The sequence below is a fragment of the uncultured Campylobacter sp. genome, from assembly GCF_938045625.1.
Taxonomy (GTDB): Bacteria; Campylobacterota; Campylobacteria; order Campylobacterales; family Campylobacteraceae; genus Campylobacter_A.
Genome location: NZ_CALIAV010000103.1, coordinates 1 through 10,178 on the forward strand (window position 1 = coordinate 1; position 10,178 = coordinate 10,178).

The following is a 10,178-nucleotide window of genomic DNA, read 5'->3' on the forward strand; positions in this document are numbered from 1 at the left end:
CTTCGGCAAAACCGTTTAGATCGTGATCGAAATTTATGGCTCCGTTCATCTTTATGAGTTCTATGCCGTCTCCGCCAAGATCTACTACGAGTGGATCGTAATATTTAGGATCGCCAGGCTTTTTGTCTTTATCGTCGTCTTTGATTACGAATTTACCGGACTTTTCATTTACGTATACGGTTGCATTAGAGGATACATTGTATAATCCTCCGTAAAATTTAGAGTCCTCCTCCTCTTTTTTGTCGTCTTCCCAAGTAGCGGCTATGAATTTTTGCCCCGATTCGGTTATTTTTATCTTTTTCCCGTTTGCGTAGGCAGTGATGCGCTCCCCCTTTTTCAGTTCTCTACTTAAAAATATAGTTCCCTCTATCTTTTCGGCAGCTTCCGCTACGGTGCTTCCTTTCGTGCTTATATAGATAGGAGTATCGTCATCGGTAATAGTTACGGAGCCTTGTTTTTTAACGGAAGCTGATATATTTAAGCTAGAGTCTATCTTCCAAGGGGATATTGTAGTTTTACGTTCTTTTTGAAAGTTTACCGTATAATCTCCGTCATATTTATACTCATAAGTTTTACTCTGATCTCCTGCTTTAAATTCTAGAGTATTGCCCTGGGGCATATATAATTTAATAGTTTCATTTTCTTTCAGCTTTCTTGATAGCGAAACGTTAACTTTGGCTATTTGATTTTTTGTATCGCCTTCTTCTACGGTAACATCGTCTATGTTTATATCGATTTTATCTGTAAGTTTTATTTCTAGATCACCTCCATTGTTACGATATTTATCGTAGTCTTTTATAGTAATCTTCTCTCCGGTATTATCGTCCGTGACGCTTAAAGTATTTCCGCTAAGTTTATAAGTATAATTATCCCTCTTATAGGTCATAGAGCCTGCGCTAGTTTCTACTCCGCCGACGAGATAATATTTATCAGAGTTAAAATATACTCTACCATTACCGCCTTTGTCCGAGATAGTGTCTTTATTACCCACGTAATATACATCAATGCCTTTTCCGCCGTTTAGAGTATCTGCATCATCGCTATCTTTCGATTTATCGTTAGCATGTATGATACTGCGTGAAGCCCCGCCTATATTTACTATATCATTTCCGCCACCAAGCGTTATTTCATTCACATCCTTTTCCCCGATTATATTTATAGTATCGTTGCCAGATCCTGTAGTAATCTTATTCGAACCCTTGGAATCTTTTATCGTTACGACATTATTACCATCTCCTAAATTTATAGTGCTCACGCCGCCAGTAATAGTCACTACGTCCTTACCTCTACCACCGTAAATATATGAATGGCTAGTACTTAGGAAGCTATATCCTTGCGTTATGGTAACGTGGTTTTCGTTGGAGAAATCATCCCTGTCCTCCCCATCTTTACTGTCCGTATGGGTATAAATATGATTCGTATATGCGCTGTCTGCACTTATATTTATACTATCGCTTCCTTTGCCGGCAAATATCCAGTTATTGCCCTTTCCACCGTCTAGTTTATCATCTCCATCTTTTCCGTAAATAGTATCATCATCGTCCTCACCATAAATTTCATCCATACCTTTAGAGCCGTATATGGTATCATTACCCGATCCTGCGTGAACAATATTATTTACGCTATCATCTTCGATATCGTATTTATCGTCTATAGCGGCATTCGTATATATAGTATCGTCTCCCGAGCCGGTGGTTATCGTATCTGAGCCTAAACCTCCTTCAACATGGACATCACCTCTAGTTGCCGTTATTTTATTGTCATCGGAGTATCCATAAATTTCTACACGACCAACTTTAGTTTCATAATCCCCATTAACAAATACTATATTTTTAATAGGAAAACCATCATTGGCTTGGATAAATTCTCCAGTTGCAGTATCTGTATAACTAATCTTAGTTTTTACCGGTTCTATATCATTAAAACCGCTACCAAAATCTATTTTCTCCTTCATAGTTTTCATTTTTATAAATGTTTCAAAGAAATTGACGCGGGCATTTAAATGCTTTTCAGAATATAATTCTCTATTTAAATACTCGGCAGTTCCTTTACCATCATTCATTTCGTCTTTTAATACATAACCTTTAAGATTTTTTAGGGCATAGGCAGGCACTTCTTTATTATCGCCTATCTCATTAATAATATCGCCTGCGCCAACTCCGTAGTTTGCATAATAGTTAGCTAATAATTCTTTGGGGTCACCATTGGCAAATTGTAGATATTCTATATAATTCCTATCTACTCTTTTTAATACTGAAATTACTTTTTCTTCATTTGCTCCCTTGCCATTTCTAAATTCTAGAGTTTTATCATATTTTGGTTTCTGATAATATTTATTGTGCCATATAAATTCTATCGGCGTATCATTTCTAGTAAAAATTACCCTATCTAGATTATCCATATCTGCCTTAACTTCGCCCCATACTGTATTTAGTGCATAGTCAAAAATTTTATCTGATTTATACAATATGTATTTTCGTTCTTTCGTAGCGTTGGTATTTATATCTTTATAATGAACTATTATAGTATGGTTTCGTAAGAAAGCGTTGCTTATATCAAGCTCTTCGAAATCTATAGTATTGGTAATCATATTGCCCAGTTCTTCCATAGTATCATCTAGAGCCCCTACAATACGACCCGCAAATTTTAAAATTTTTACAACTATTGCGGTTTCTATCTCTTCCCCTAAAATAGATTTCAATAGAAATGTCAAGGAACTTTTTTCTATATCGGGATATAAATTTTTATTGCCGTCATCTATGCTGGATCCACTTAAGTCAACAGGTAATTTATGATATTCTACTGCAGTACTAATCGTATTAATTGTCCATATAAAACCATTTTCTACTATAGAGAAAAATTTGCAGAATTTGTTACTTTGTAGCTCTTCATCTGCTTTTTCTGCCGTATCCACGCCATTTGATTGTAAAATCCTATCAAGAGTACTTTCGTACTCTTTATTCAGCCTATCTACTATGGCATTACATTTGCCTATAGCACTATTTTTAAGGGACTTACTAAACTTCGATAACTTTTCGGCTTTCCACTCGCCTTTATTAAACTTTACCATTGTTTTACTCCTTCAAATTTATTGATTACTATCTAGTTTTTTAGCTGCTTCTTGTCTTAGAATTTCGGCATAATCTTTTATATCTATCTTCTCGCCGTCATGTAGAATTTTCACTTTCGCTTCCTCTAGCATTTCCTCAAAATTTAAATATTTAAAAAATGTCTCAATATCGAATGCCTCAGTACTATTTTTATCTTTTAGGCTACTTTTTTGCAAAATCTCTTCATCGCTTAGCCCATTGCCGCAAAGAGCTTTATATCTATCTATTTTCATATTATAGAAATTTAATATTTTGATGTCAGGTGCTAGCTTGGTACATTTTTTATCGTTTGGCATATAACCGAAAAATTTTATAAAATCTTTTTCTTTCCAGTATCTATCAGTTCCTTTTTCCCTCTCTTCGTTATGTTTTACCGACCATCTGCCTCGAAGAGCCCAATCATATGATTCTAAAATCTTCTCTCCATAGCAGTAATCGTTCATATGATTTATGTAAGATATTTTCTTTTTTATGGTCCCGAGTAAAGAATTTAAACATTGTTCCTGAACCATTACAAATTCTTCTTGCGTTGGCATACCCGTAATATTGTATTTGACTAATAAATCTAGCATCGGCTTATAATATAGCAAGTCCACTAGCTCTGTATAAACAGAATGCTGGAACGATATATCTTTAGCCATCTTATAGTTTATATAATAAGTATGTATATATTTTGGATCAGGTTTCATCCCTTGTTTAAAAGCTATTTCTGCAATCTCCGTCAAACCATTACTTATGGCATAATAAAGGATACTATCTACGTCACCCTTTGGACCGTCTCTTCTCACGATGCAATCTGCAAAATTATGAGTTTTATGTATCCCATTTTCATCTACTATTATATTTAGCTTTATAATTTTATAGATAGGGCAGTCCAGATACCATTGTATAGCCTTCACCTCCTCAAATTTAACGCCGTTATCAAGCAATAGTTTAACAGTATTAGTAGCATTATTTTCTATCGCATAGGCCATAGCGGATAGCTTGTATTCATCTTTTTTATGTATATCCGCACCTAGCTTTATAAGCTCTTGAGTGGTATTTGTATCGTCCCAAAAGCTAGAATACATCACGGGCGTTACCCCTCCGTGCATAGTATGCTCTACGGTTAGATTGTTATCTTTCATAAATTTTAAAATTTCATCAGTTTGCTTGCTTTTTAAAAGTCTTTTTAGCTCTACGTCTATGGCGGGTTCTTTAAATACGTTTTCTGGATTTGAATTGTAATCTATATCCCAGTAGCGAAACGCAAAACTTTCAACTTCTTCTTGAGTTACGTATTTGCTAAAACCTGGCACTTTGGAGACATTTATATCTGAAGTAACGGTAAAATGGGTTTGCTTGCGCTCCACAAGGCCCGATCTTTCGGCTAGCAGATACAGCGCGCATACGACTACAGCGCAGATGGTATAAATAAACCGAAGTTTAAAGCTTTTCAAAATTTCCCCTTAGAATTTTGCTCGCGACTATACCCAATGAGTACTTAATAAAATATAAATGTTTACAAGATGCGAAATTGCCGTAGTTTCGGTATGGATTTTTTACGCAGGAGCCTGCTCTGAATTTTAAAATTTTACTTCTCAGCGTCGCAAAATACAAAGCCTAAAATCAAATACAAGATGCGATGTAAAACAGATAGCTATTCAAAGGCTAACAAACACCAAAACAGTTACCCAGCAAATATGAAATAAACAAATAATATAGGAATGTCAAAGAGCGATGAAAAGACCAGATAGTGAATAAAAGGATAAAGTAGACATTCTAAAAGCTTTTTACACTCGTAGCACTAAAAGCAAGCATCAAAGCTTAATAGTTGCAGCGATTAAAGCATTAAAACACCTAAAAGTATTTCTAGGTAAAGCCTAAGTGCAGCACTTGAGGTAGCAACTCAATACGTCAGGTACACAAAGTAGTAATAAGGCTCAATGATAATAAAAGTATTAATAAAGGCAAGTAAATCGGGAATAGTAAACATAAGTATAACAAGCAAAATTAAGTATAGTAGGCATAATAGCAAATAAATCGAGCGTAATAAAGAAACAGAGAACGTCCGCACGATCCGCTTGATCGCAAATATATCTGAAAGCAGCAAAAACATTAAAAGAATAAGTAAATCAAGCGAATTGAGCCTGGCATGAATAATAAAGGAGTGCAAGAATGTGCTCTACTATACCCAACAACATTACCCAATAGCGCAACCCCTTAAAAGCCATACGGGAGTTTAAAGTAAAATTTATTCAGATTAAGATGCAAGCGGCGAAATCTTGCTCATCAACACATCAAAAAGCTACACTCAATTTAAAGCCTAATTCAAAAAGCAGAGGAAGCTTTTCGAGGACAAGGACAAGAATATAAAACGCTCCACGCCACATAGCATTAAAACATCTCATAGTATTAAAAGAAGTCATAGAGCATTGCAATCACAAAGAACAACATCTTTTAGGCTTATAGCTTTCGTAGTTATGATGATTAAAAAATACGCGGGTATATTTTCAAATTTACGTGTAAGCGTAATATACAAAAAATATAGTCGAAAAAAGAGTACCCTTATAAAGCACTAAAACGTCTCAAATACGTCAAACAAGGTAAAATACGGCGAAAAGATCACTATAAATATCCGTCAAGAGCCTATCGCCTCTTGACGGATAGCCCCATTCTATCGGTGTTCATAGCTTGTGAGTGGCACGCTTCATAGCAAGAAATGAGACGAATGGGACGGTAAATGAAACGACTTTTTCGGAGTTTGTTACATTCGATCCGCTGCTCCATTACGCTCTTGCCGCTTCTCTTTCGCGATCTCGCCTAAATACTCTTTCTTTAAGCGTTTTAGAATTTAATATACGCCGACGCTTTACGGATCGGATATGCCCCAAAGCGTTTGTCTTAGTCTTTCAATTTTTAAGACAGAACTTAAAATTTCATCCGCCGTTTTATAAAATTTTAATCCCCTTTCGTATAAAATGCATTAAAATTTCATTTATAAAGAGCCTAATTTGGATAAATTTAAACTTCATTTGGATAAATTTAAAATAGCTTTCGCCGTTTTTGCTTTGATTTTGAGCACGGATATGTTAAACGCAGCGGATAAATTTAATTCCGCTTCACAGCAATCTCTCTCCGATAGAGCGAACACACGAAGGTCAACCTCCAATAAAACGTCCGCACAAAAATCTACTCAAAATCAATCAGCCGCGCCAAACACTCAGAGCGCCTTAGAAAAATATCTCTCCACTCCCGAGACTGGCCCCAAACAAGATAGCCCGCAAGACGCCTCAAAGAATTCAAACCCCAAAGCAAAAGCCCCTACTAAAATTTACAGACTCGATAGATCAAAAATACGGGATATAAATCAAAAAAGACTGGACGGAGAGCTTGATTCAAATTTTAAAGCGGGCCCAAGCTCCTTCTCCTTCGACGCCTTATTAGAGCATACTTTGGCTAATTCCCCGAGTTTAAATTTAACCAGACTGGATGTGCAAAGCGCACGCAACGAGTTAGACTACCAAAAAGCCTCACGCTATCCCGAGCTAGGCATCAATGCCAATAGCGAATACGCTAAACGCTATGGCGCTCGTTACAACTCCGTGCAGATCGGCGACGATAGCCTAGTCTCGCAAAGCGGCTACGGAGATTCCGTCTCGCTCGTGCTGCGCCAAGATATATTTAAATTCGGCGCGGATGAGTTAGCGATCGAAGCCGCCGAAGAGAATATCAAACAAGCAGATTTTAAAAGATGCTCTTCGTATATGGACGGCTCTATCAAGCTTTTGGAGCTTTACGACGAGGCGCTCGGATATAAAAACAGAATAGAAATCTATGAGCGGTTAAAAGACGCCTACGAGATGCTTTATATCTATGAAAAGAGACTATCGGGCGCAGGAGAGCTAAGCAAAACAGCTCTAGCAGATCAAGCCATAGCATTAGCCGATACGAGCTATGAATTGTCTCAATTAGAACTAAACGCAAATAATGTTTTAAATAAAATTTACTCGCTTTCTGGAGTTAAAATTCCAAACGTGTTTTATCTTTCGGATCTAGGCGGAGCTAATAGTATCAGCTCGGACTTCGTACCCTTTGAAGATAGCGTAATCGCTAAAGGATTTGATCATGAATTAGCCGCAAATGAGCTAAGTATGAGATCGCAAGAAAGGCTTTACTATCCTACCGTTTCGCTCTACGGCAGATACGATCTTTACGGCAGCGACAGAGACGACTTTAGCCGCGCCGGAAAGGATGTCAAAAGACATGGTTATAGAGCGGGACTTACGGTGCATATGAGCCTATTTGACGGAGGCAAGCGCGCCGCGCAGATCAAAGAAAAGCAGATAAATAAAGAGAGGATTTTATCTAAAAAAGAAGAAGCTAAATTAGAATACGAAAAGCAGATCGCAGATCTTAAACTATTTCTATCTAAAAAGGACGAATACAATAAGATATTATCTAATTCCTCTAAAATTTCAAAAGATATCCTAACTATGCAAAAAAGATTAAATGCCGGTAACGAAAGCTCAAAGATAGATGTTTTAAACTCTCTAATAGCCTCTTTAAAAAAGGAGTTAGCTCTTAAAGAACATACGCAAAAAGCCAGCTTTAATATCAAAAAGGCAGAACTAATGTCTAGATATGGAAGGTGTGAGTAGATTTGATATAGGCAAAGCAAAGTGGAATTTTTCTTACTGAATAAAACAAACTGTTACCTATACAGCGTAGATTATTTTTCTATAAATTTTTTATACGCTATTTTATAGCTTGTTAAGTTTGAACTTGGTATCATCGCGCGAAATCTTGAGGGTATAAAACTAAAAGGAGTATAGTGAAAAACCCGCTTTACTACGTAGATTATTGGTATGATTTGATTAAATTCGGCTTTGATCGGAAGCATACTTTTATAACGCTAATCGTTGTTTGCGTTTCATTTATCGCACCGATACTTCTCTTGTACTCCTACTCTATCGTACCAAGTACTCAAAGCATAAGAGATCCATTCGTATTTTACGGTACTATAAAAGAACTTAAAAGGCACAAAGGACATTATCGTACGAAAGCCAATTGTGTAGTGTCAATCCAAAATAATAATAAAATCATCACTAGACGCTTTGTAGATGTAAAAATTTCAGAAGGAACATATATTTGTGATATATTTTTTAAAGAATATGTATTTAATCGATGTATAATCATAAATATGTCTGATTTTGTATTGAATAAGCTGAGCCGCTGCGATGATGGTTTGGTTTTATTTAAAGATACGACAAACATGAGCTATCTCTACAAAGGAAGAAAAACTAGCGTTATAGCTGGTATAATTTTAGTTTTAATAGCTTTTATATTTACTTTCAAGCTTCATATAGAATATAAAAAATTCAAGGGAAAGGGGTAAAAAAATGAGTTTTAAATTAGATCCAAAAACAGTAGAAAATTCTATATCCAGTGGACTTTCTATCGATAGTGCTAGGAGGACTTTGACCGGCAATGATGTAAATCGCGCAGAGTACATGAACGCTACAACTAATATAGCTCAAGCTATATTGCCATTGCTAAAAAAATTAGAAAAATACCTTCCTGCAGCTCAACTAGCCAATTTGTGGACTAGCTGGAATAAAATTTTAAATGATCGTGACTATAAAAATGGAATAAAAATTTCTAATATGGTTTCATTTGCTGGCGATCTAATAGGGGTTATATCTCAAAGCCCATATCTACCTCCTCAAATAAGATTTGGTGCCTTTGCATTAAGCGCTTCATTAACTGTTCTTTCTTGGGGAATTTCCGAGTTAGAAGATGCCTCCGAAGCTGAACAAAAAGAAAGAGAGCGTGCAGAAAAGCTTTTTAGAGATAGTTATGCCAGGGCACAAGAAAGCTGGGGCGAGGCGTGGAAATTAGACGACTTTTTGCTTTACAAAGTCGATAGCCCGATCGCGAATGAAAGTGATGGGTTTGTAGTATTTACACTTAAATTTAACCACGTTTTAGATAAAAGTTTAACCATAAAATATCATACCATTCAAAATACTGCCACCGAAGGAAAAGATTATCAAGGATTTAAACCAGAAACCCCCGGCAGTGTTACAATACCTGCAGGTGTTAGTGAGTACAAGATTAAGATACCTATAATGGAAGATAATGAAGGCGGAGAGGGCGAAGAAAATTTTGCTATAAATATAGCATCGGATATGCTATCTTACGGTATAGGTAAATATATATTAATGGACGATACTGTTAGCGGTGTAGGAACGATAATAGATAAACCAATCAAACTTACCGTCTCTAATGCAACTGTAGCAGAAAACGGCGGTAGGGCAGAATTCACCGTCTCTATAGATCGCCCCGTATCGAGCGATATAAAATTAGATGCATTCGCTAGTAGCGTAGGGACAAACTCTAGTGATAAGGACTTTACGACTACCGAACCTAGAGGTATAAAAGCATATGGAGATATGGTAATTAAGGCAGGGCAAACCAGCACTAAAATATATGTGGATATAAAAGATGATGAAGAAATAGAAAATGATGAAAAATTTGCCCTATTCGTTAATGTAGATGAGGCTATATCGAAAAAATATAATATAAAAGGAGATACATTAGGCAACACTTATATCGCTACTGGCACTATTTATGACGACGATTCCAAAAAAGATATTATAGTGACTATCCATGATGCAGCTTCTGTAGAAGGAGATGCGGGTCATCACTCGATGAAATTTAAAGTCACATTAAACAAAGAATTACAAGGAGATGAAAGCATAGTGCTTTCTACCGCTAGTGGCTTTATAACATTAAATAAAAACAATCAAACTTCAGATATAGTATATACTTGGCAGGGCAATAGCACTCCAAATGAAGACTATAAATTTAAAATAGGAGCTACCGTATGGGAGACATCGGGAAATATAAATGTCAAACATATCAGATATGCAAATGCCCTCATCAAAGACGACGATAAAGCTAAAAAGCCTGGCGATCCTAAATATTATGATCCGCTCGTAGTAGATCTCGGTGGAGACGGCATAGAGCTTATAAAGATGAACGGAGCCATAAATTTCGATCACGATCTAAACGGTTTTGCCGAAG

At 36.3% G+C, this 10,178-nt stretch carries 5 protein-coding genes; 3 read left to right on the plus strand and 2 right to left on the minus strand.

Translation table 11 applies throughout. The features are described from left to right. A partial coding sequence (locus Q0386_RS09925; RefSeq protein ID WP_299030430.1) for a calcium-binding protein occupies positions 1-3,070 on the minus strand: 3,070 nt, incomplete at its 3' end. A gap of 18 nt (positions 3,071-3,088) precedes the next feature. Continuing rightward, the gene (locus Q0386_RS09930) at positions 3,089-4,549 is read right to left on the minus strand and encodes an ankyrin repeat domain-containing protein (RefSeq protein ID WP_299030433.1); all 1,461 of its coding nucleotides are present in this window, start codon (positions 4,547-4,549) and stop codon (positions 3,089-3,091) included. A gap of 1,554 nt (positions 4,550-6,103) precedes the next feature. On the opposite strand from Q0386_RS09930, the gene Q0386_RS09935 reads away from it, so the two are divergent. The 3 genes from Q0386_RS09935 to Q0386_RS09945 form a co-directional block, all read left to right on the plus strand. Beyond that, a complete protein-coding gene (locus Q0386_RS09935) occupies positions 6,104-7,750 on the plus strand; it encodes a TolC family protein (RefSeq protein ID WP_299030436.1) in 1,647 nt (548 codons plus the stop codon). 173 nt (positions 7,751-7,923) lie between these two features. Further along, complete coding sequence (locus tag Q0386_RS09940; protein WP_299030438.1) at positions 7,924-8,487, plus strand: hypothetical protein; 564 nt, start codon at positions 7,924-7,926, stop codon at positions 8,485-8,487. 4 nt (positions 8,488-8,491) lie between these two features. Continuing rightward, positions 8,492-10,178 (plus strand): Calx-beta domain-containing protein (locus Q0386_RS09945; protein ID WP_299030441.1); only part of this gene is annotated, 1,687 nt, incomplete at its 3' end.